Origin of the sequence: Nocardia sp. NPDC127579 (assembly GCF_042672005.1) — a bacterium.
Classification (GTDB): Bacteria; Actinomycetota; Actinomycetes; order Mycobacteriales; family Mycobacteriaceae; genus Nocardia.
On the sequence record NZ_JBHXVZ010000002.1, the window covers coordinates 444,074 to 464,594 of the forward strand.

General features: G+C 69.0%; 15 protein-coding genes and 2 pseudogenes. 5 read left to right on the forward strand and 12 right to left on the reverse strand.

Annotated features, from left to right (window positions below):
* Nucleotides 1-23 precede the first annotated feature (23 nt).
* The 10 genes from ACFVMC_RS09610 to ACFVMC_RS09655 form a co-directional block, all read right to left on the reverse strand.
* Complete coding sequence (locus ACFVMC_RS09610) at nt 24-3,068, reverse strand: HAD-IIIC family phosphatase (protein ID WP_379208567.1); 3,045 nt, start codon at nt 3,066-3,068, stop codon at nt 24-26.
* The gene (locus ACFVMC_RS09615) at nt 3,065-4,066 is read right to left on the reverse strand and encodes a 3-oxoacyl-ACP synthase (RefSeq protein WP_379208569.1); all 1,002 of its coding nucleotides are present in this window, start codon (nt 4,064-4,066) and stop codon (nt 3,065-3,067) included. Before ACFVMC_RS09615 ends, ACFVMC_RS09610 begins: the two co-directional genes overlap by 4 nt.
* A gap of 5 nt (nt 4,067-4,071) precedes the next feature.
* The gene (locus ACFVMC_RS09620) at nt 4,072-5,154 is read right to left on the reverse strand and encodes an acyl-CoA dehydrogenase family protein (RefSeq protein WP_379208570.1); all 1,083 of its coding nucleotides are present in this window, start codon (nt 5,152-5,154) and stop codon (nt 4,072-4,074) included.
* Nucleotides 5,151-5,450, reverse strand: coding sequence for an acyl carrier protein (locus ACFVMC_RS09625; RefSeq protein WP_379208572.1), 300 nt, complete (start codon nt 5,448-5,450; stop codon nt 5,151-5,153). Before ACFVMC_RS09625 ends, ACFVMC_RS09620 begins: the two co-directional genes overlap by 4 nt.
* Nucleotides 5,451-5,554: 104 nt before the next feature.
* Nucleotides 5,555-6,094, reverse strand: coding sequence for a TerD family protein (locus ACFVMC_RS09630; protein WP_379208574.1), 540 nt, complete (start codon nt 6,092-6,094; stop codon nt 5,555-5,557).
* Nucleotides 6,095-6,274: 180 nt separating this feature from the next.
* Nucleotides 6,275-10,027: a multifunctional oxoglutarate decarboxylase/oxoglutarate dehydrogenase thiamine pyrophosphate-binding subunit/dihydrolipoyllysine-residue succinyltransferase subunit gene (locus tag ACFVMC_RS09635; RefSeq protein ID WP_379208576.1), complete on the reverse strand. Its 3,753-nt coding sequence runs from the start codon at nt 10,025-10,027 to the stop codon at nt 6,275-6,277.
* Between the two features lie 301 nt (nt 10,028-10,328).
* Nucleotides 10,329-11,111 carry an ABC transporter permease gene (locus ACFVMC_RS09640; protein ID WP_379208578.1) on the reverse strand — a complete coding sequence of 261 codons (783 nt, stop codon included), beginning with the start codon at nt 11,109-11,111 and terminating at the stop codon, nt 10,329-10,331.
* Complete coding sequence (locus ACFVMC_RS09645) at nt 11,108-12,115, reverse strand: ATP-binding cassette domain-containing protein (RefSeq protein WP_379208579.1); 1,008 nt, start codon at nt 12,113-12,115, stop codon at nt 11,108-11,110. Before ACFVMC_RS09645 ends, ACFVMC_RS09640 begins: the two co-directional genes overlap by 4 nt.
* Entirely contained in the window at nt 12,112-12,837 is a 726-nt protein-coding gene (locus ACFVMC_RS09650; RefSeq protein WP_379208581.1) for a hypothetical protein, read from the reverse strand. Before ACFVMC_RS09650 ends, ACFVMC_RS09645 begins: the two co-directional genes overlap by 4 nt.
* A 109-nt stretch (nt 12,838-12,946) precedes the next feature.
* Complete coding sequence (locus ACFVMC_RS09655; RefSeq protein ID WP_379208582.1) at nt 12,947-13,969, reverse strand: glutathione S-transferase family protein; 1,023 nt, start codon at nt 13,967-13,969, stop codon at nt 12,947-12,949.
* A gap of 38 nt (nt 13,970-14,007) precedes the next feature.
* Between ACFVMC_RS09655 and ACFVMC_RS09660 the strand changes: the two genes are divergently transcribed.
* Together ACFVMC_RS09660 and ACFVMC_RS09665 are read left to right on the forward strand one after the other, a co-directional pair.
* Nucleotides 14,008-14,802, forward strand: coding sequence for an enoyl-CoA hydratase/isomerase family protein (locus tag ACFVMC_RS09660; protein WP_379208583.1), 795 nt, complete (start codon nt 14,008-14,010; stop codon nt 14,800-14,802).
* A gap of 75 nt (nt 14,803-14,877) precedes the next feature.
* On the forward strand, nt 14,878-16,080 hold the full coding sequence (locus ACFVMC_RS09665; protein WP_379208585.1) for a class I adenylate-forming enzyme family protein: 1,203 nt from the start codon (nt 14,878-14,880) through the stop codon (nt 16,078-16,080).
* Between the two features lie 46 nt (nt 16,081-16,126).
* Here ACFVMC_RS09665 and ACFVMC_RS09670 read toward each other — a convergent pair whose 3' ends face one another.
* On the reverse strand, nt 16,127-16,870 hold the full coding sequence (locus tag ACFVMC_RS09670) for a tyrosine-protein phosphatase (protein ID WP_379208587.1): 744 nt from the start codon (nt 16,868-16,870) through the stop codon (nt 16,127-16,129).
* Nucleotides 16,871-17,240: 370 nt separating this feature from the next.
* Between ACFVMC_RS09670 and ACFVMC_RS09675 the strand changes: the two genes are divergently transcribed.
* Together ACFVMC_RS09675 and ACFVMC_RS09680 are read left to right on the forward strand one after the other, a co-directional pair.
* Nucleotides 17,241-17,720, forward strand: coding sequence for a TetR family transcriptional regulator (locus tag ACFVMC_RS09675; RefSeq protein WP_379208589.1), 480 nt, complete (start codon nt 17,241-17,243; stop codon nt 17,718-17,720).
* A gap of 39 nt (nt 17,721-17,759) precedes the next feature.
* On the forward strand, nt 17,760-18,938 hold the full coding sequence (locus tag ACFVMC_RS09680; protein ID WP_379208590.1) for an amino acid deaminase/aldolase: 1,179 nt from the start codon (nt 17,760-17,762) through the stop codon (nt 18,936-18,938).
* A gap of 57 nt (nt 18,939-18,995) precedes the next feature.
* On the opposite strand, the pseudogene ACFVMC_RS09685 reads toward ACFVMC_RS09680, so the two are convergent.
* Nucleotides 18,996-19,718 (reverse strand): annotated as a pseudogene (locus tag ACFVMC_RS09685) (helix-turn-helix domain-containing protein); the annotation flags it as partial.
* Nucleotides 19,719-19,808: 90 nt separating this feature from the next.
* Between ACFVMC_RS09685 and ACFVMC_RS09690 the strand changes: the two are divergent.
* Nucleotides 19,809-20,459, forward strand: a pseudogene (locus ACFVMC_RS09690) (ABC transporter ATP-binding protein); the annotation flags it as partial.
* Between the last annotated feature and the right edge of the window lie 62 nt (nt 20,460-20,521).

Here is a 20,521-nt window from a genome sequence, read left to right on the forward strand (position 1 = left end):
CGAAGGGTTGGGGCGTCGCGCCGTCATAGCTCGAACGCCATGGTCCGGGGTGCTCCGGGTTGCTCGCCGTCGAGTTCCGGAGTGGTTTCGGCTGTGGCGAGCGCGGCTTCCAGCGCGGCGGCATGGGCGGGGATGGTGCGCAGGTCGAAGAGTTGACCGACACGCAGCGCGCCGGGCCAGCGCTGCTCCATGTGCAGGTGCAGGAAGACGACGCGGTGGGAATTGCCGCCGACTTCGAAGAAGGAGTCCTCGAGGTCGAAATCCTCGTGTTCGAGGGCGGTGGACCAGAGTTCGGCCAGCTCGAGCTCACGTTCGGTCCAACCGTGCCGGTCCGGACCCGGCAGGGACGGTGCGTCGGTGGCGGCGCGCAGCGCGGCCTCGTCGAGTTTGCCCGCCGCCGCGATCGGGACGGCGTCGATCCGCACGAAGCGGCTCGGCACCTCCATGGCTCGCAGGTGTTCCGCGCAGTGCCGCGCCAACACTCGACGCGCCGGAGGTGCGGAAGGGTTCGTGGGGACGACGAAGGCCATCAATTCCACGACGCCATCGCGGTTCTCGACCGGCAGCGCTACCGCGTGCGCCACGGCGGGATGGTTCTCGAGCACTGCTTCGACCGCATGGCGTTCGACTCGCGCACCGCGAATCTGGACCTGCCCGTCACTACGTCCGAGGAACTCGATCACACCGGAGTCGTTGTGGCGCGCCAGATCTCCGGTGTGATAGAGGCGCGTGCCGGGCTCGGACGCGTAGGGGTCGGCTATGAACCGGGTAGCGGTCAGGCCGGGACGGCCGGAGTACCCGAGTGTGATCTGGTCACCGCCGAGATAGAGCTCGCCGACCGCACCACCGGCGACAGGCCGCAGATCCGAGCCGAGCACGACCGCCGAATTGCCAGGCATCGCAGTACCGATGGGAATGATCTCCGGTGCCGAGCCCGCTTCGATCGCGTGCCACACACAGGTCACCGTGGCTTCGGTGGGCCCGTACTCGTTGAGCAGCACGGTATCCGGTCGAATCTCGTGGTGCCGCACCGCCAGCCCGGTCGGCACCTGCTCCCCGGCCAACGCGACAATCCTCGGCACGGAGGAGATGTCGAGCAGCAGCCGGTAGTAGGAGGGCGTCGCGACCAGGTGCGTGACCCGATGCCGCCGGACCAGCTCGGCTACCGCACCGGCATCGGGCAACTCCTCGTACGTCGGCACTACGACGGTCCCGCCCACCGTCAACGCCCAGGGCGCGAACAGCAGCGACGCGTCGGCGGTGAGCGGACACGTCGCCAAAGTCACCAATTCCCCATCGCTGTAGGCGTACTTACGCCCGGCGATCATCGCCGCGAAGTTTCCCCGGCTCACCACCACGGCCTTGGGCACACCGGTGGACCCGGAAGTGGTGATCACATAGGCGGGTGTGCTGGACGGCGGTACCATGGCCCGGGCACCCGGGGCTGACTCGTAGCTGCGGGGAGCCACCATGCCGGGAGGTGGGGCGGTGCGGGGTTTTGCCGGCTCGACCGAAGCGGCAGGAGCGAATATGTCCGGTGTTGCCGGGTCGGTCTCGTAGCCGGGCGGACGGAGTGCGTGGCAGTGTTCCGTTGAGCGGCTCGGAGCCGAATGCTCGGGAATGCCTGGTGCGCTCGGGCCGAGCTTGTCGCCAAGGGGGAGGAGTACGGCGCGCTGTGCTGCTGTGTGGATCGAAGCCGGGAGTTCGGAGGCGGGGTCATAGATGACCGCGGTGCAGTCGATCTGGGTCAACAGCGTCGGCAGGTGCGTGGTGGGGTGGCCGGGGTCGACCAGGCACCAGGCGGCTCCCGCGCGCAGCGTGGCGAGCATGGCGATCAGCGCATCGGCGTTCTGACGCAGGTAGCACAGCACCACGTCGCCGGGGCGTACGCCCGCGACGATCACGCGGTGGGCGAGTTCGGCGGTGACGGTGTCGAGTTCGCGGTAGGTGAGGTGGCGTTCGCCGGCGATCAGGGCCGTGCGGTCCGGGACGCGGCTGGCTTGCCGTAGTAGGCCTGAGATCAGGTCGCCCGGCGGTACCGGGGCGTCGGGGGCTCGAAGGTGGACGTGGGAGGTGTTGGGGACCGCGGTTCCGTTGTGGGCGAGCCGGACTCGGTCCGCGGCCTGCTCCAGCACCTCGAATCCGGCGAACCGCAAGGTCACCAGCATGACCCGGTTCACCGGCGTCGGAACGAATTCCGCGACCGTCCGCTGCCCCCGCGCCCGCGCGCGGTCGATCAGATGTGCCAGGAATGCGCCCCCGACCCCGCGCGACATCACCCGGCACGACATGAGCATCAGCAGTATCGAGCAGTCGGCCGCACGAATCTCGGTGACCGCCAAGCCGATCACGCCGTAATCCCCGAAACGATCCCGAAGTGAGGCGATCAGCACCTCGTGGTCCGGCGACATGCTCAGCGTTCGAAGCTCGTCGACGTCGAAGGTGCGGCCCGTGGTGTTGAGCTGATTGGTGCGCACCGTGAGCTCGTGTGCGCGCGCCAGATCCTCCGGACCGGCGCGGCGCACGGTCATGACCAGCCCGAGCCCGGCCAGGAACTCGGCGTCGGACCCTTCGAACTCGGCGGCGCTGTGCCGCCGAACCTGTTCGGCCCGATAGCGTTTCCGGCGCTCGCGGGCATCGGCGGTGACCACGGCCGGACTGAACTCGGGCAGTTCGGGCAGCAGTGCCAGCTGTTCGGCGCTGTAGCAGCGCACCTCGGGCAGCGCGGCGGCGACCTCGGCCCGTTCCACCGGATCGTTGTCCACGAACGCGATGGCCGCCAACCCGATATTCAGGTCGTCCGCGATCCGGCGTACCGCGGCGGATTTCGCACCCCACCCGATCTGCACGGAGCAGAACAGCTCCGACAGCTGGTATCGGTCCAGATGCGCGGTCGCGAGCTCCGGCTCGCTGCGACTGGCGATCGCGTGCACGATCCCGCGCTCGTCGAGCTGGCGCAGCACCCGCTCGGCGTCCGGATGCGGCGCGGAGGCGTCGTGCTCGAGCACCACGCCGCCCCACAGGGTGTCGTCGAGATCCCAGACCAGGCATTTGATGGTGGCGCTCACAGCTCGATCCCTTCCGTGCGCCGGTCCGGCAGACGCCGCAGCAGTGTGGAACTCCAGGCCGCGACCGGGCTGCTGTTGAGCAGCAGGACGTGGTCGCCGGGTGCGCGGTGCCGGGCCGCGGCCTCCAGATTGACCAGCACGTCCATCGACCCGAGATGCCCGAATTCGGCGAGGTTGGCGTGGCAGACCCGGTCGATCGTGGTCTCCAGGGCCTCTTCCCAGAAGGAGAACGCCCCTACCGACAGGTTCTGCATCAGCATCGGCCCGACGTCGGACTGTCCTAAACCGTTGCGCTCCAGCAGTTCCGCGTTCATGGTCGCGAGCCGCTTGCGGCTCTCCACAGCCAGCCGGAAGCTGTAGGTGGCCTCGTCGGCGCATTCCTCGCGCCAATCCCGCTGCGGTACATCGCGATAGTCGATCCGGAACAGGTCGGCGTATTTGCCGTCGCTGCGCACCATGTGGTCCACCAATTGGTAGCGCCCGGTCTCGGCCGTACTGAGCAGCACCGCGGCGGCCCCGTCACCCAGTACCGTCATCGGCGCGCGATAGCGCAGGCGAGTGGGTGCGCTGGCCGCAGCTACGACGAGCACTGTGCCGCACCGGGAATCACCGCGCAGCAGCCCGGCCGCCAGCGTGAACGCCGCCGAGATCGAGGCGCATCCCAGCTCGCTCACGCCCGCGACGAACGCGCGCTCCGCACCCAGCCGATGCTGCAACCGGGTCGCCTCGGAGCTCATCAGATAGCGCGGCGCCCTACCACCCACCAGCAGCATCGCGTCCAGCTCTTCGGCCGCGAGACCCGCACGCGCCAGTGCCTTCTCGGCGGCCGCGGCGGCCAGTTCGTGGTCGGCGTCCTCGGCCGCGCCGTGCACGGTCGTGATGCCCAGGCCCAGGGCGTGCACCCGCCGATGCTCGGGCAACTCCGCCAGTTCGGTGAGTTCGCTTACCGTGAGCCGGGTTTCGGGGAATTCGGCCGATACCGGTCCGAGTGTGATCATCGGCGTCACCGCCCCGTCCGCAGCACGAAATCGCCGAGGTCCAGCTCGGCGACTTCACGTGCCCCCTCGATGATCTGCATGATCTTGGCGTCCCGGAAGAAGCGCCCGGCCCGGCTGTCCGGCGCGCATCCCGCGGCGCCGAGTATCTGCACGGCGCGCTCGCTCATCGATCCGGCGGCCGCGGCGGCGGCGTACTTCGCGGCGATCGTGCCCACCAGCGCGCCCGGATCCCGGTCGGCGCGCAGGGCGGCCGCCCGGTCGCACAGCGCCCGCGCGCTTTCCACCTCGATCCAGCCGCGCCCGAGCATCGCGCGAACCGCTTGATGATCACCCAGCCGGGTCGCGCCCTGGACCCGATCGCGCGCGTGCGCGGCGGCATCGTCCAGGCAGGCGCGCGCCATTCCGGCGCAGCCCCAGGCGATGGTGTAGCGGCCGTGGTCCAGCGCCGTCCCGATGACGTGCGTGAGTCCGAATCCGGCGCGCGCCAGCACATTCTCGGCGGGCACGTGCGCCTCGTCGAAGCGGACGTGCGCCAGCCGCGCCCCCCGCATCCCGAGCTGGTCGGTGACCGGTTCGATCTGCACGCCGGGCTGGTCGACCGGCACCAGCGCGGCCACCGGGCCGCTCTCGGACTGTCCGGCCACCAGCAGCACATCCGCCAGCGCCCCGAATGTCACCCAGAGCTTGTGTCCGGTCACCGTCGTCGGGCCGAAGTGTGTGCGCATACCGGACAGGTCACTGCCGGCCTCGGCCTCGGTCGCCGCCAATCCGGCGATGAGTTCGCCGGAGGTCAACGCGGGCAACCAGTTCGCGCGCTGCGCGGCGTTGCCCCACCGGTCGACGGTGGCGGCCACCATGCCCTGCACCGTGAGCAGCGAGCGCAGCGAGGTGCACACCGCCCCCAATTCGCTTGCCGCCGTGCCGAGTTGGAACGCATCGGCGTCCTGCCCGCCGTATCGCTGGGATCGGTCCATGCCGAGCAGGCCCGCGCGCGCCAGCGCGGTGGCGGCCGAGCGGGGGAGCCCGGAGCGGTCCCACCCGCTCGCCGCCGCGGCGGCTTCGGCCAGGACCGTTTCGCGATCGCTCACCCCGCGGTGCCCGTCCCCACCGCGGGTTCGCCCACACCGTCGGCTCGGGCCCCGGCCTTGCGGGTGACGAACGCGGCGGCGCGGTGCACGGTCCGGAAGTTGTCCAGGTCGAGATCCTCGATCTCGACCTCGAATTCGAAGGTGCGCTCCAGATAGGCGACCAGTTCCAGCGCCCGCAGCGAGTTCACCAGGCCCATGGCGAAATAGTCGTCGTCGGGCCCGAATTCGGCACCGGTGAGCACACTGAAATCCCGTAGCAACCGCTGTACCAACGCTGTCTGCGCCGCTTCGCTCATCTACCTGCCGTCCCTAGCCGAAAAACACAGTCCCCCTTCGGAAGTTACCGGGCCGCGCGCATCGGCGAATGCCCCCAATTCGATTGCCTCGGGAAAACCGGTGGTCAGCCCAGGAATTGGGCGAGCTGCGGCACCGCCTCCACCGGATGCTTGGCCGCCAAGGTCACGCCGATCTCGTGATACACCCAGCCCTGTGTCGTCCGGAGCAGCTTGCCGAGCACGAAACCGGTCGCGCCACGCCCGCCGTCGAGTTCGTAGCGGGCGAACTCCTGATCGGCGATGCCGTCGACCAACCGGCAGTACGCGTTGTCGATCTGCCCGAACGCCTGCCCCGTGTAGGAGGTGACGATGAAGAAGACCGCCGACACCCGCTCGGGCAGTCGGGTCAGGTCGACGGTGATCACCTCCAGATCGCCCTCGCCCTCCCCGGTGGTGTTGTCGCCGAGCAGCCGCACCGACCCGTCCTGGGACATCAACTGCTCGTGATACACCACATCCGCGATCGCGTCCCCGGCGAACAACAGCGCCGCCGCGTTCAGATCGATATCCGGTTTGCCCCCGACCAGCCACCGGCCGCGAGCGGGATCCCACCCCAGCGCCATCGTGACGAACGCGAGTCCTCGATCGGCTTCGGCTGTGGACACTGTGGGGCACCTCTTTCCGGGACGCGACCGGCGTGACCGTGCGCACGCCGTCCCTCCCACCCTAGGGCCAACCGGATCGAGGCAGGTCGAAACAGCCACGGGCACCTGGGAAAACACGAACGCCGGGTGCGATCCCGCTCGCATCACGAGCGAATTCGCGCCCGGCGCACGGGGTTTCGGCTAGCTGGTGGCCGCGAAGGCCTCCGCGATGATCTCGGCCTGCTCGACCTGGTGCACCTTCGACGAACCCGAGGACGGGGCCGACATGGCACGGCGCGAGATCCGGCGCAGCCGGCCCAAACGCTCCGGCAGCAACTCCGGCAGGTTCAAACCGAAGAACGGCCAGGCACCCTGGTTCGCCGGCTCCTCCTGGACCCAGGCGATATCGGTGGCGTTCGGGTAGCCGTTCAGCGCCTCGTTGAGCCGGTAGGTCGGCAGCGGGTAGAGCTGCTCGATCCGCACGATGGCGATGTCGTCCCGCTTCTGCTTGGCCTTCTCCGCGGCGAGTTCGTAGTAGAGCTTGCCGGAGGTCAGCAGCACCCGCTTGACCTTGGCGCGATCGCCCACGCCCTGCTCGTAGGTCGGCTCGTCGAACACCGAGCGGAACTTCGACTCGGTGAAGTCCTTCAGATCCGAGACCACGGCCTTGTTGCGCAGCATCGACTTCGGGGTGAAGACGATCAGCGGGCGGCGGATGCCGTCCATCGAATGGCGGCGCAGCAGGTGGAAGTAGTTCGCCGGGGTGGAGGGCACGGCCACCGTCATCGAGCCCTCGGCGCACAGCTGCAGGAACCGTTCGATCCGGCCGGAGGTGTGGTCCGGGCCCTGGCCCTCGTGACCGTGCGGCAGCAGCAGCACCACATCGGAGAGCTGGCCCCACTTGGCCTCACCGGAGGAGATGAACTCGTCGATGATGGTCTGCGCGCCGTTGACGAAGTCACCGAACTGCGCTTCCCACAGCACGAGTGCGTCCGGGTTGCCCAGCGAGTAGCCGTATTCGAAACCGACGGCGGCGTACTCCGACAGCATCGAGTCGTGCACCGCGAACCAGCCGGGGCTGGCGCTGCCGATGTTGTGCAGCGGGGTGTACTCGCCACCGGTCTTGCGGTCGATGATCACCGAATGCCGCTGGGTGAAGGTACCGCGCCGGGAATCCTGACCGGTCAGGCGCACCGCGGTGCCCTGGTCGATCAGGGTGCCGAAGGCCAGCAGTTCGGCGAAGGCCCAGTCGACCTTGCCCTCGTAGGCCATTTCGCGGCGCTTCTCCAGCACCGGCTTGACCCGCGGGTGCACATTGAAGCCCTCGGGGACGTTCAGGAAGGCGTCGCCGATGCGCTGCAACACCGACTTGTCCACCGCGGTCTGCACCGTGGCGGGCACCTGCTGCTCGTCCTCGACCGACTCCGACGGCTCCGGCGGGTACTTCTCCAGTTCGCGGACCTCGTTGAACACGCGCTCCAGCTGACCCTGGTAGTCGCGCAGCGCGTCCTCGGCCTCCTTCATGGAGATGTCGCCACGGCCGATCAGCGATTCGGTGTAGGCCTTGCGGACCGAACGCTTGGTGTCGATGACGTCGTACATGTACGGCTGCGTCATCGACGGGTCGTCGCCCTCGTTGTGACCGCGACGGCGGTAGCAGATCATGTCGATGACGACGTCCTTGCGGAACTTCTGCCGGAAGTCGACCGCGAGCCGGGCCACCCAGTCGCAGGCTTCCGGATCGTCACCGTTGACATGGAAGATCGGCGAACCGATGAACTTCGCGATGTCGGTGGAGTATTCGGTGGAGCGGCTGTTCTCCGGCGCCGTGGTGAAGCCGATCTGGTTGTTCACCACGATGTGGATGGTGCCGCCGACCCGGTAACCGCGCAGCTCGGACAGGTTCAGCGTCTCCGCGACCACACCCTGACCCGCGAACGCGGCGTCACCGTGCAGCATCAGCGGCACGACGGAGAAGCCCTCCGGGCCGTCGCCCTTGTCCAGCAGGTCCTGCTTGGCGCGGACCAGACCCTCGAGCACCGGGTCGACCGCTTCCAGGTGCGACGGGTTGGCGGTCAGCGAGACCTCGATCTCGTTCTCGCCGAACATCTGCAGGTAGGTGCCGCGCGCGCCGAGATGGTACTTCACGTCGCCGGAGCCGTGCGTGGCCGCCGGGTTCATATTGCCCTCGAACTCGGTGAAGATCCGCGAGTAGGGCTTGCCGACGATATTGGCCAGCACGTTCAGCCGGCCGCGGTGCGGCATGCCGATGACGACCTCGTCGAGGCTGAACTCGGCGCACTGGTCGATCACCGCGTCCATCATCGGGATGACGGTCTCGGCGCCCTCCAGCGAGAAACGCTTCTGGCCGACGTACTTGGTCTGCAGGAAGGTCTCGAAGGCCTCGGCCGCGTTCAGCCGGTTCAGGATGTACTTCTGCTGCGCGACAGTCGCTTTGACGTGCTTCTGCTCGACCCGCTCCTGAATCCACTGGCGCTGTTCGGGATCGAGGATATGGGTGTACTCGACGCCGATGTGGCGGCAGTAGGCATCACGCAGGATGGACAGCACGTCGCGCAGCTTCATGCGCTCCTGGCCGTGGAAGCCCGCGACATTGAATTCGCGGTCCAGGTCCCACAGGGTCAGGCCGTGCTGGGTGACATCGAGGTCCGGGTGGCTGCGGAACTTGTCCTTGACCAGGCGCAGCGGATCGGTGTCCGCCATCAGGTGACCGCGGTCGCGGTAGGCCTGGATCAGCTCCATGACCCGCGAGCTCTTGTCGACGCCGCGTTCGCGAATGTCCTTGCGCCAGCGCACCGGCTCGTACGGCACGCCCAGGCCGTGGAAGATCTCGTCGTAGAAATCATCGGAGATCAGCAGGGTGTGGATGGTGCGCAGGAAATCACCGGACTCCGCGCCCTGGATGATGCGGTGGTCGTAGGTGGAGGTCAGCGTCATCAGCTTGCCCACGCCGATATCGGCGATGCGCTCGTCGCTCATGCCCTGGAACTCGGCCGGGTACTCCATCGCGCCCGCACCGATGATCGCGCCCTGGCCCGGCATGAGGCGGGGTACCGAGTGCACGGTACCGATGGTGCCGGGGTTGGTCAGCGAGATGGTGACGCCGGTGAAGTCCTCGGTGGTCAGCTTGCCGTCGCGGGCGCGGCGCACGATGTCCTCGTAGGCGGTGTGGAACTGCCCGAAGGTCATGGACTCGGTGCCCTTGATGGCGGCGACGACCAGTGCGCGATTGCCGTCCTTGCCCGCCAGGTCGATGGCCAGGCCCAGATTGGTGTGGGCCGGGGTGACGGCATTGGGCTTGCCGTCGATCTCGGCGAAGTGCCGGTTCATGTTCGGGAACTTCTTGACCGCCTGCACGATGGCGTAGCCGAGCAGGTGGGTGAAGGAGATCTTGCCACCGCGGGTCCGGGCCAGGTGGTTGTTGATGACGAGGCGATTGTCGATCATCAGCTTGGCCGGGATGGCGCGCACGCTGGTGGCGGTGGGGAGGCTCAGCGAGGCGTTCATGTTCTTGGCGACCGCGGCGGCGGCACCGCGCAGCACCTTGGTCTCGTCCTGGGCCGGGGCCGCCGGCGCGCCGGAGGTGGGCGCGGCGTTGGAGGCGGGGGCCGGGGTGGTCTGCGGCTTGCGGGCGGCGGCCGGAGCGGGCACGGGCGCCTTCGGCTGCGCCGCGGCCGGGGCGGCGGGCGCGGCCGGTGCGGGCGCGGGCTTGGTCGGCGCGGGAACCGGCTTCGGTGCGGGAGCCGGGGTGGACTCCTGCGCGGCAGGCTGACCGTCCGCGGTCGCCTCCGGCGTGTAGTCGGCGAGGAACTCGTGCCAACTCTCGTCGACCGAAGAGGGATCCTGTTTGTACTTCTGATACATCTCGTCGACTAGCCACTGGTTCTGGCCGAACTGGGAAGTTGAGCTGCTCACAGCAGGTGTTCGCCTCATTTCGTTCTTCGCGCTGCGACGTTTGTGACGTGCCCGGCACGGGAATCGGCTGATGTGCTCCGATGTGCCCTATCCGAGGATATGCCCAGCGGCAAATCGGCGATGCTACCCACCACCGGACAACCCCAAACTCGAGTGTCGAACTCGTCTGATACCGACTTTATGCCTCTCTGTTACCGCAGCGCCGCCCAGCGCCACCTTTACCCATGGGTCACCGGCCCGACCTGGGATTGGATGCCCGAAATTTGCCACATCTTGATTAAGCTGGCCGCTTCGCGCGCGCCGGAGTGAGGTCGCGGACCTAGATCTCGCGGGTGCGCACGGCCCACCAGCCCGCGCCCGCGACGCCCACCGCCCACAGCAGCAGCACGATCATCGCGGCCGGAGCCGGGGCGAGGAAATCGCTGTCGGCGAACGAGCCGGCGGCGACAGTGGAGATGGTCGCCGACCCGGGCAGCAGGGCGACGAAACCCCGCAGATCGAGCACGGCCGTGCTCAGCCAGACCAGCGGTTCGACCACCAGCAGCGCGCCCGCCAGGGCCGCGAAGGCAGGCAGCGACCGGCGTAGTACCAGCGCCAGACCCGCCCCGATCAGCGCCCAGCACACCGTGGCCAGCAGCCCGCCGCCCAGCACGGTGACCAGCCGCAGCCCGAATTCGGTCTTCCCGCGGCCGAATCCGAACAGCGCGGCCAGGCTCACCGCCTCCACCGCCAGCGCCGCGGCCAGCGCGCAGCCCGCGACGATCAGGTATTTCGCGGCCACCAGGCGATCGCGGTCGAGCGTGAACAGTGCCGTCGTCGGCATGGTCCGATAGCGGTATTCCGAGCCGGCCACCGTCGCGCCGAAGTACGCGGCCGCCGCGATCGCGGCGATCAGGGCGAGGTAGAGCCCGACCGACGCGCCGCCGGTCACCGGATTCCCCTTGGGGTTCGCCCGCCCGGCCAGCAGCGCGGTCACCGCCGTGGCGACCAGCGCGAAGCCGAGCAACGCGACCGGCAGCACCCGATTCGGGCGCAGCGTGGTGACCTTGCGGAGCTCGGAATGCAGCGGTCCGACGAGCTCGGCGGGCAGAACGGTGATCATCGTGGAATCCCGTGAGGCTGGTGGGGCGCGGACGGAGGCGGCATGACGCGGTTCGGCGGTGGTACGTACATGGTCGAGACGGCGGGCCGGGGCGGGCGGGTCAGCGAGGCGAGCACCCGATCCGGATGGATCAGATCGGCGGTGATGCCGTCGATGCGCACCTTGGCCACCTGCGCCGCCGCCCGGATCTGGGCCTCGGTGGTCTCGGCCACCGCGAGCTTGCCGTCGGGGCGCATCACCGCGTCGGTGTGCCCGCGCGCGGCGAGCACGGTGGCCAGCGCGACCGGTGTCGAGGCGGCGACCACCAGCCGATCCGGGTGACCGCGCCGCAGTTTCGCGGGCGTCCCCTGATAGACGATCGCACCCTGATTCAGCACGATCACCGCGTCGGTCATCGATACCACCGCGGCCAGGCTGCGGCTCGACAGCAGCACGGTGCCGCCGCGCCCGGTGTGCCGGCGCAGGAAATCCTGTAGCCAGCCGCGTTCGGCCGGATCGAGGCCCTCGACCGGGTCGTCGAGGATCAGCAGCGGGGGATCGGCGAGCAGGGCCGTCGCCAGCGCCAGCCGGGTCTGCTGTCCCGGCGTCAGCGATTCCGCCCTGGTGTTCGCGAAATCGCTCAGGCCGACGGTGTCGAGCACATCGTCGGCGCGGTCGTCGGAGACACCGGCGGCGGCCGCGTACACCCGCAGGTGGTCGCGGGCCCGGCGGGCCGGATGCAGCCCGCGCGGAACCAGCACGCCGCCGACCGGCGACCCGCCACCGAGCCCGGCGGTCATACCGGGCCGCCCGACCGAGGCCGTGCCCGCGGTCGGGGGCAGCAGGCCGAGCAGGATGCGCAGAATCGTGGACTTGCCCGCGCCCGCGGGGCCGACCAGCGCCGCGGTGCTACCCGAAGCGACGGTGAAGCTGACGTCGTCGACCGCGGCGAGTTCGCCGATCGCGCCCGGGTTGAACCGTTTGCTCAGCCCACGCACGGCGAATGCGGGTGCGGCCGCTGTCATTCCGGCTTCGCGGTGGTCTGGCCCGCGTCCAGCGCGGTCAGCGGATCGGCGTCGATGACCAGGTGCCGGTCCGGCGGCCAGGTCGTGGGCGCCGGACCGAAGGCCTCGTGCGCGTTCTTGATCGTGGTCTTGCCGAGTGCCCGGTTGCCGACGCCGCCGATGGCCGCGCCGATGCCCATCGGCAGGATCTTGCCCGCCATCAGCGCCATGCGCTTGGTCAGGAAGCGGATGATGAAGCGTTTCATCAGCGAGTCGTTCATGGTGGACAGGCCCGGGATCTTGTTGGCCAGCAGCGAGCCCCAGTTCTTGGCCGAATGGCCCACCGTGCGCTCCACGATGTCCATGCCCTCGCCGCCGAGCACCACCGCCAGCACCAGCGCGCGGCGCTGCTCCTTGGCCTCGGGCGCGACGCCGTGCACCGCGGCGATGGCCAGCGTGTACAGCGCCGAGGCCTCCAGGAAGAACGCCGTCTCCGCGGTGATGGTGGCCAGCGAGGCGATGGTGCCCACGCCGGGCATCGCCGCCGTCGCACCGGCCGCGGTGCCGCTGCCGGTGACCGCCAGCAGGTACTGCTTCTCCAGCCGCTCGATCACCTGGGCCGGTGTCTCGCCGGGATGGGCGCGCCGGATCCGGTCGACGTACTTGGCCACCGCGGGCGCCTGCAGCTTCGACCCGTTCTCGAGCAGTGTCACCACGGTTTTCTCGAACGCGGCGCCTCTCATCGGCAACACCCCTTAGCTATCGGCCACCTATCCGCTGGCAGAACTCTATGGCACCGGCGCCGAACCGGCCCAACACGACAACGAACCGCGGCGGCGGAACGGTTCCCCGCTACGCGAGGTCGATCGCGGGCACCCGTTCGGCCGGTTTCGGCGGTGGCGGCGCGGTGCCGTCGCCGAACGGTTTGCCGCCCAGCGCTTCCCGGCCGTGCGGTGTCCACCAGTTCGACAGATCCGGGCCTTTCGGCACCACCCGGGTCGGATTGATGTCGGTGTGCACCACGTAGTAGTGCGTCTTGATCTGCCCGAAGTCGATGGTGTCGCCGAAGCCCGGTGTCTGGAACAGATCTCGCGCGTAGGCCCACAGCACCGGCAGTTCGGTGAGCTTGCTCCGGTTGCACTTGAAATGACCGTGATAGACCGGATCGAAACGGGCCAGGGTGGTGAACAACCGCACATCGGCCTCGGTGATGGTGTCGCCGACCAGGTAGCGCTGCCGCGCCAGCCGCTCGGAGAGCCAGTCCAGGCGGGCGAAGAGGCGGTCGTAGGCGGCGTCGTAACCCTGCTGGCTGCCCGCGAAACCGCAGCGGTAGACGCCGTTGTTGACGTCTGCGAACACCGCCAGGTTCACCTCGTCGATCTCGGCACGCAGCTCCTCGGGGTACAGCCGCGGCGCACCCGGGCGCTGGTAGGCGGTCCACTCGGTGGAGAAGTCCAGCGTCATCTGCGCGTAGTCGTTGGTGACGACCTGCCCGGTCGGCACGTCCACCAGTGCGGGCACCGTGATGCCGCGCGGGTAGTCCGGGAAGCGGGCCAGGTAGGCATCCCGCAGCCGGGCGATGCCGAGCACCGGGTCGACTCCGCCGGGATCGAGATCGAAGGTCCAGCTCAGCTTGTCGTGGGTGGGTCCGCAAAGGCCAAGGGAGAGTACGTCTTCCAGGCCGAGCAGGCGACGCACGATCAGCGTGCGGTTGGCCCACGGGCAGGCCCGGGCGGCGACCAGGCGGTAGCGGCCGGGCTGCACCGGGTAGCCGTCACGCCCGTCGGCCGTGACGCGGGTGGTGATGTAGTTGGTGTCGCGTCGGAATTCGCCGGGTTCGACGTAGGAACCGTTGCCCGGGGCTGTCTCGGTCACCCGGCCAGTCTGGCAGACGAAGGCTCTAGTCTGGCCGAATGAGTGATATGAAGGCCACCCGGCTGGAGCGCGAGACCACCGACAGCGGCGCCGAGATCGCCGTGCTGACACTGGCCAATCCGCCACTGAATCTGTTCGACCAGGCGATGCTCGACGCGCTCGTCGCGGATCTGGCCGAGTTGACCGCGCGCCCGCCGCGCGCGCTGCTGGTGCGGGCCGAGGGCAAGGTCGTCTCCGGCGGTGTGGACGTGCATGTGTTCGACGGGCTCGGCGTCGAGCAGGGCGCCGAGCTGTGGCGCACGCTGTTCGCCCAGATCATCCACCCGCTGGAGGCGCTGCCGTGCCCGGTGGTCTTCGCCGCGCACGGGCTGACGCTGACCGCCGCCTTCGAGATGGCGGTGGCCTGCGACATCATTCTGGCCGCGCCGAAGGCGAAGTTCGGTCTGGTGGAGACCGTGGTCGGCCTGACCCCGTCGATGGGCGGCCCGCAGCGGCTGGCTGAGCGCGCCGGTTCCGGGCGGGCGCGCGAATTCGTGATGACCGGCGATCTGTACGACGCCGCGACCATGGCGGAGTGGGGCGTGGTCAACGCGGTGCACGAGGACGTCGAGACCGCCGCCCGCGAGCTCACCCATCGGCTGGCGCAGGGACCGACCAAGGCACACGCGGCCACCAAGGCGATCATCGAGGCGTGGCGTTCCGGCGGTGTGGCACACGCGGATTCGGTGACGCCGGAGATTTCCGGTGCGCTGTTCGAGACCTCGGACCTGCGGGGTGCGGTGCGCAGCTTCCTCGAAGTCGGTCCCGGCAAAGCGACTTACACGGGGCGCTGACCTAAATCCCCGCACAACTGTGATGGGCGTCATATAGTCGCAGTGCCTGTAGAACCGAGGCACGCGGAGGATGACATGTCGCAGCAGTTGTTGATCGAGTATCCATTGAAACCGCCTGCTGCCAGTGACAACCCGCTAGCGCGCGGCGCCGACGGCGTCCTGCGCTACGGGAACCTCACCCCGGCGCTCACCGAGCTGCTGGATCTGCAGGTGCACGCCTTCTCGAGCCGGGAGGCGGTGGTCGAGATCGGCGGGCCCCGCCTGACCTATCGCGAACTGTGGCATTCGGCGTCCCGGGTGGCGGGCGGTTTGCAGGAGCACGGCATCGGCTACGGCGACCGGGTCGCCATCCACCTGCCCGCCGGCGCCCGCTGGGTGCAGGCGTTCCTGGGCGCGCTGCTCAGCGGTGCGGTTCCGGTGCTGGTACCCGACGGCCTGTCCCCGGCCGCGGCGCGGCGCGTCATCGAGGACAGCTGCGCGGATTTCGTGCTCGGGGCCGATCTGCCCGATGGCGCCGCGTTCATCGATGACGGTGCGGCGCTGAGCGATCTGGCGCTGCTGTGCTACACCACCGGCACCGCGCATCCGCGCGGTGTCGAGCTGACCAACGAGAACCTGCTCTCGGCCGTGCGCTCGGTGGTCGGCGCGCTGGATCTGCCCACCGACGGTCTGCGCAATCTGGTGCTGCTGCCGCTCGCGCACGCCAGCGGGTGCGTGGACCAGGTGCTGCCGACCTTCGCCGTCGGCGGCACCGTGGTGCTGGTCCCGGATTCGGCTCGGCTCGCGGAAACCGTTGCGGCCGAGGGGATCGACATGGTCTCGGCCACCCCGCGAATCTTCGCGCGGCTGCTGCCGGAGCTCGCGCGGGTGCGGGAAAGCCGTGGCTCCGAGGGGGTTTCGCGGATATGCAGTGCGGGCCACCGGGCCGAACGTGCCGCGGCCACCCCGGTCGGCCAGGCCGCGACGCTGCGTGAGCTGTTCCCGGGCGCCCGGCACTGGTCGGTCTGGGGCGCGACCGAGACCAGCGGGATCGGCCTGGCCGTGGAGGCCACCGCCGATTCCCGCACGGTGCTCGGATTTCCGTTCGGCGGAACCGAATTGGCGCTCTACGGACCGCACGCGAGCAGTGGACACGGCGAGTTGCTCTGTCGCGGGCCGAATGTCACGCGCCGCTACTGGCGCGACCCGAACGCCACGGCGGCCCGCTTCACCGGCACCTGGTTCCACACCGGAGATCAGGTCAGCATCGACGCGGACGGACTGGTCCGCCGCGACTGAGCATCGAATGCTGGTGTCCCGGCCCGATTTCGGCCGGGAACCCGGATCACTCCAGCATGCGTCGCCGCAGCCGCGCGCGCACCGCGGGCGTGATGCCGATCGTGCTCAGATACTGATCGAAGCCGCCGTGGCGGGTCCGGACCGTTTCGGTCGCCGCCGTGAGGTACTCGGGTCGCACGCCGAGCAGGTCGTCGGAGAGTTCTTCGCCTGCGGCGAGTTTCGGGGTCAGCATGGCGCGCAGCAGGGGGACGGCACCATTGCTGAGCAGGTAGTCGCCGAGGATGTCGGCCTCGGTCACCTGGATCGCGTGCAGCAGTGCCGCCACCGCCCAGCCGGTGCGGTCCTTGCCGGCCGCGCAGTGCACCAGGGCCGCGCCCTGGTCGCGCAAGATGGATTCGGACAGGGCGCGAATCGCCGCGCCCGCTTCGGGCAGGGCGGGGAATTCGCGATAGACGTCGAGCATGTGCTCGAAGGCCGAGGTGGTCTGGGCGTCGTGCGGCGGCGCCTCACCCATCCGGGAATCGAACGGAGTGACGTGCAGGCGGACGCCCTCGGGCAGGTTGTCGTGGCCCATGTGGTCGATCTCGCGGAGTCCGCGCAGATCGTGCACGTCGCTGACGCCGAGCTGGCGCAGTCCGGTGTGGCCGTCGGCGTCGAGGCGGCTGAGCTGAGCCGAGCGCAGCAGCACGCCCGGGCGGACCTTGGCGCCGTCGACGGTGCGAAGTCCGGCGACGTCGCGGAGGTTGAAGGTGCCTGGAATGAGGGACTGATCAGCGGGCGTGGATGTCACCGATTCACACTATCGGTCCGACACGCCCTTGGCGGCGCGACGATGTGGCGTCCATCACATCAGGGCTGGATGTTCTGGTTGAGGTTTAAAGTTTCGAATGATGCGTTTAGAGCCCTGGATTTGGGCGCTGACCGGGGGGTGAATTACATACCAACTGGTCGCAACAACATCCCATTTAGGTTACAAAACATTCTTCCGGTACGTAATTACCCATCGAATCCATTCTTGAAACCGGAAAAGCCTCTACCATTGACGCATGTTGGGCCGGGCAGTCCGGGATCGTCACGAGGATCCAGTACGGATGGTTCAGCAGTTCGATCGGGTCGCGGCCGACGAGGGTGCGCGAGATCTTTCGCTGAGGGAGCCATCGTTGAGCGCACGTGGAGATATAGCGGAGAGTCGGGTTCGGCCGACCATCTGCGATGCCGTGGAGAAAGCGGCCGCTTCGCTCGATTTCACCGGGGTGCGCGCGCTGCGGGTGCTGCTGCATGCGGGGGTGAGCGCTTACTGGCCGCTGGTGAAAGCCGCTCCGGCCAAACAGATTCGGGCCTACGAGTCGACCGTGCAGACGCTGCGGCAGCGCTGGGAGGTGCAGACCGAATGCGTGCCGGAACCGGCCACCTCGGCGCGCTTCCGGGAGATGGACAGCGAGGTCTCCGTTTTTCTGGAGCTGTGCGCGCAGCGCTCGGGTACCCAGTGGCTGGAGCCGACCGAGTCCATCGCCTGCTATGTGGTCTCGGTGCTGCACGGCACGGTGCTGCGCTGGCTTGCCGACTGCAATGACGAGACGACGCTCGTCGTGCTCGACGACCTGGTCAGTGGCCTGACCACCCGGGCCGCCGAAGCCTGATCCCCGATTTTCTGGACGTGTGACCAGTTTGGTGGTTGCATGGATGGCGTGACATCGCCTGTAGCCGGACTGCACGCCGCCACCGCCGAGCTCGACCCGCCGCTGGCCGCCCTCGATCTGGCCGTCCTGCGGGCCAACGTCGCCGACCTGGTGCGCCGGGCCGACGGAACTCCTGTTCGCGTGGCCAGCAAGTCCGTGCGTTGCCGCGCGATCCTCGAAGAAGTCCTCGGCTCCGGCCTGACCGCCGACGGCGGTTTCGCCGGCATCATGGGCTACTCGCTGCGCGAGGCGCTGTGGCTGGCCCGCCTGGGCGCCCGCGACATCCTGCTCGGCTACCCGACCGTGGACCGGGCCGCGCTGGCCGAACTCGCCGCCGACGCCACTCTGCTCGACTCGATCACCCTCATGATCGACGACACCGCTCAGCTCGACCTGATCCGGGCCGCCGTCGGCAGTTCCGCCGTGCGACCGCGCATCTGCCTGGATGTCGATGCTTCGCTGCGGATCGGCCCGCTGCATCTGGGCGTGCGCCGCTCGCCCATCCGCACCCCGGAACAGGCTGCGGCACTGGCCCGTCGAGCCCGCGAACGCGGCTTCCGGGTGGTCGGCGTGATGACCTACGAGGCGCAGATCGCCGGGCTGCCCGACTCGAATCCGGCCGTGCGCCTGGTGAAACGGGCATCTGCGGTCGAAATCACCAAGCGCCGCAGGCTGGTTCTGGACGCGGTCCGCTCCGAGGTCGGCAAGCTCGAGATCGTGAACAGCGGCGGCACCGGTTCGATCGAGGTCAGCGTCGCCGACCCGGACGTCACCGAGGTCACCGCGGGCTCCGGTCTCTACGTGCCCACGCTGTTCGACAACTATCGGTCCTTCACCCCGCGCCCGGCCCTGTACTTCGCCACGCCGGTGCTGCGCAAGCCGACGCCCTCGATCGCGACGGTGTTCGCGGGCGGCTACATCGCCTCCGGGCCCGCCGGTCCGACCCGGGTCCCGAAGCCGGTGTGGCCCAGCGGATTACGACTGATCGGTACCGAAGGCGCCGGCGAGGTGCAGACGCCGCTGCAGGCTGGTGCCGGGCTGGAGATCGGCGACCGCGTCTGGTTCCGGCACGCCAAGGCGGGCGAACTGTGCGAGCGCTTCGACCAGATCCATCTCGTCGACGGCGACGCTCGCAGCACGGTCCCGACCTATCGTGGCGAAGGAAACTGCTTCGGCTGAACCGGATTCCGGTTCCGCCGCCCACAGCATCGTGGCGGCGGCATCCAGCAGTGCGCTCGGGCCGAGGCCGGTCATCTCCCGGCACACCCGGTTGGCGTGCGCCAGGTCGGTGAATCCGGCTACGTGCGCGCCGTCGGTGAGCGAACGGCCGTTCAGTACCGCTCCGGCCCAGTAGAGCAGCCGGGTCCAGCGCACAACGGCCGGGAAGGTGCCGCCGGTCTGCGCGCGGAACAGTTTGCCGAGCCGGCCGGGCGAGAGGAACACCGCCGCTGCCAGGTCCGGCAGGCGCACCCGTCCGGGCAGTCGGGCGCTCAGCAGGCGCATGGCGTCCCATAGCTGCGGGTGGGCAGGTTCGGAAAAACCCGTGTCGCACAGTGATTCGACGATCGCGTCGGCGCGTACCCGGAGCGGCCGGTCGTCGCCGGCGAGCGGTTCCTGGATGCCGTCGGCGGCCGCCACCCAGGTCGCGGGGTCGTCGCGGAGCCGATGGCGTGCGGTGATCGCGCGGCCCACCCGGCTGCCGGGGAACAGGTGGATGGACAGCACCCGGGTGCCCGCGCCGCCGCGCGCCGTGTGGTGCGCGCCGGGCGGAATGACGGCGGCCCGGCAGCGCAACCACTCGCCGCTGCCGTCGCCTACTTCGAATTCGCCGCGGGTGACCATGGTGATCTGCAGTATCGGATGCGCGTGCGGTTGCGCGCAGACGCCGCCGAATTCCGCGTCGAAAACGAGCCGGTCCGCTTGAATGTTCCAGTCGTGCACCCGTAACCATCCGTGCATGTCCTGAGGCTAGCCTTATTTCGCCTGGGTGTGGGGAATGCGACCGATCTGTACAAGCCTCGCGCGGGGCCGCCTGCCGATACTTCGGTGATGAACGTGATCGAGGCGGAATCGCTGGTCAAGAGTTACGGAAAGGTTCATGCCCTGCGGGGATTGGATCTCGAGGTGCGGGCGGGGGAGGTGCACGGGTTCCTCGGGCCCAACGGCGCGGGAAAGACCACAACGATCCGGATACTGCTCGGACTGCTGCGGGTGCGCGCGGGCCGGGTGACGGTGTTCGGCAAAGATCCCTATCGCGACGCGATGGACATCCACGGCCGGATGTCCTATGTGCCGGGCGATGTCAACCTGTGGCCGTCGCTGACCGGCGGCGAGGTGATCGATATTCTCACCGATCTGCGCGGCGGGGCCGATCCGGGACGGCGCGCCGAACTGATCGAGCGGTTCGAGCTCGACCCGTCGCGCAAGTGCGGCACCTACTCGAAAGGCAACCGCCAGAAGGTGGTTCTCATCGCGGCGTTCGCCGCCGAGGTCGAGCTGTTCATCCTGGACGAGCCGACCAGCGGTCTGGACCCGTTGATGGAACGCCAGTTCACGCACTGCGTCGAGGAGGTGCGCGCGCAGGGGCGCACCGTGCTGCTGTCCAGCCACATACTCAGCGAGGTCGAAAAGCTCTGTGACCGTGCGACCATCGTGCGGCAGGGCAGGGCGGTGCGGACCCTGGCCGCGGACGAGCTGCGTGCCCCGGTCGGTGCCGGTGCGATGGAACTCGAGGAGCTGTTCCTCAGCCACTACGCGATCGA

Excerpts from the sequence above, each read along its gene's own strand:
- ACFVMC_RS09615 (WP_379208569.1), bottom strand. The coding sequence starts at position 4,066 with ATGATCACACTCGGACCGGTATCGGCCGAATTCCCCGAAACCCGGCTC.
- ACFVMC_RS09625 (WP_379208572.1), bottom strand. The coding sequence starts at position 5,450 with ATGAGCGAAGCGGCGCAGACAGCGTTGGTACAGCGGTTGCTACGGGAT.
- ACFVMC_RS09635 (WP_379208576.1), bottom strand. The coding sequence starts at position 10,027 with ATGAGGCGAACACCTGCTGTGAGCAGCTCAACTTCCCAGTTCGGCCAG.
- ACFVMC_RS09640 (WP_379208578.1), bottom strand. The coding sequence starts at position 11,111 with ATGATCACCGTTCTGCCCGCCGAGCTCGTCGGACCGCTGCATTCCGAG.
- ACFVMC_RS09645 (WP_379208579.1), bottom strand. The coding sequence starts at position 12,115 with ATGACAGCGGCCGCACCCGCATTCGCCGTGCGTGGGCTGAGCAAACGG.
- ACFVMC_RS09650 (WP_379208581.1), bottom strand. The coding sequence starts at position 12,837 with ATGAGAGGCGCCGCGTTCGAGAAAACCGTGGTGACACTGCTCGAGAAC.
- ACFVMC_RS09660 (WP_379208583.1), top strand. The coding sequence starts at position 14,008 with ATGAGTGATATGAAGGCCACCCGGCTGGAGCGCGAGACCACCGACAGC.
- ACFVMC_RS09665 (WP_379208585.1), top strand. The coding sequence starts at position 14,878 with ATGTCGCAGCAGTTGTTGATCGAGTATCCATTGAAACCGCCTGCTGCC.
- ACFVMC_RS09680 (WP_379208590.1), top strand. The coding sequence starts at position 17,760 with ATGGATGGCGTGACATCGCCTGTAGCCGGACTGCACGCCGCCACCGCC.